This window comes from Streptococcus sp. HMSC077D04, from assembly GCF_001808785.1.
GTDB classification, from domain to species: domain Bacteria; phylum Bacillota; class Bacilli; order Lactobacillales; family Streptococcaceae; genus Streptococcus; species Streptococcus mitis_BX.
Genome location: NZ_KV794439.1, coordinates 1 through 1,311 on the forward strand (window position 1 = coordinate 1; position 1,311 = coordinate 1,311).

2 protein-coding genes are annotated in these 1,311 nt (G+C 38.2%); one reads left to right on the plus strand and one right to left on the minus strand.

Annotation, left to right across the window (positions count from 1 at the left end):
* Nucleotides 1–259, plus strand: a 259-nt coding sequence (locus tag HMPREF2701_RS11150; protein WP_186821197.1) for a hypothetical protein, incomplete at its 5' end; no start/stop codon positions are given.
* 34 nt (nt 260–293) lie between these two features.
* Here HMPREF2701_RS11150 and HMPREF2701_RS10915 read toward each other — a convergent pair.
* A partial coding sequence (locus HMPREF2701_RS10915) for a type IV secretory system conjugative DNA transfer family protein (RefSeq protein WP_148130480.1) occupies nt 294–1,311 on the minus strand: 1,018 nt, incomplete at its 5' end.

The following is a 1,311-nucleotide window of genomic DNA, read 5'->3' on the forward strand; positions in this document are numbered from 1 at the left end:
AAAAAAAAATGATTATTGGAAATACATTGAACCAAACGGGATAAGCACCAATATAAAATGGGACTATCTAATAATTTTATCATCAGATGAAAACATAACAAATCAAGAAAAATTACTTTTCTTAAGAAAAGAAGAAAATAATAATTATCTAATTCCTATTTCAACATTTTCACAAGAACCAAGAACTCAAGACTATCTTGACTATAAAAAAGGACAATCAAGATATGATATTTCTAGTTTAATTAAAACATGTCTATAATAAATCTATAAAAAAATAAAAAGCTCCATATAATTTATGGAGCTTTTCCAATACTATAAGCACACTTAAATATTTCCAACTCATTAAATCCATAACTATATAAGTCGCAAACATAAAACTTTAACGGCTGATTAGTCAGTCCGTCGCAAGTATAGAACCCTCTGAAATCTTCAACGTTTCCAGCCGTTGCAACTTCTCCAAATGCCATTCGTTGAATATCAGAGTTTGCAGATCCAAGAAGTATCTTGGTAGCAAACTGCTGACGTATCTTTTGCGGTAGCGTATCAGTCGAGGGGTCTTGCGTGCTAGCAATAACAGAGACACCCACGGAGCGCCCTCTTTGAATGATAGCCGTTAAGTCGGCCACAAACTTTTTAGACTGTTTAGAGTCCATAAGAGCGACAATAGAGCCAATTTCATCAGCAACCAGCACAACAGGTTGAAGCCCAACTTCTGAAGCTTTCAGACCTATTTTTTGACGTTTCTGCACCTCATTAGCCATTATCTGCTGACGTTCCTTGATAATAGCTAGAATGTCTTCCAGCTGCTCAAAAACTGGGTCAATATCCGATACAATTTTATCAGCTGGATAGAAGCCTTTGAATGAACTAAATTCATCTTTTCCATCGACGAAGCGAACATCTGCGCCCATGCTAAAAAGTTGGAGTATTATTCCAAAAAGGACGGTTGTTTTCTTGCTTCCAGTTTTGCCCCATACTGCAATATGAGCCCGTTCTGACAGATTAACTTCTAGCCCTTTTTGTAGTTTGACGATATACTTTTCAGCCTTTATATCGTCCATGGTCGCTGGTCGCCAAGTTTTATCTGTTGCCACGTCTTCGAGTACAAACTTATAAAACAGTCCGTCTGATGTTATCATTGCAGACGTGACCGCATAGGCTCCCAGCTTTCCTCTAAAGCTGGAATTGATATCCTCTGTGAGTTTATCGACATCATACATACCAGCCAATTTCTCGACTTCTACGCTGATGTGTGACGGTCTGCTATCGCATACCGTCACGCTGGGAACGGAGATATAAGGGGTATCTTGC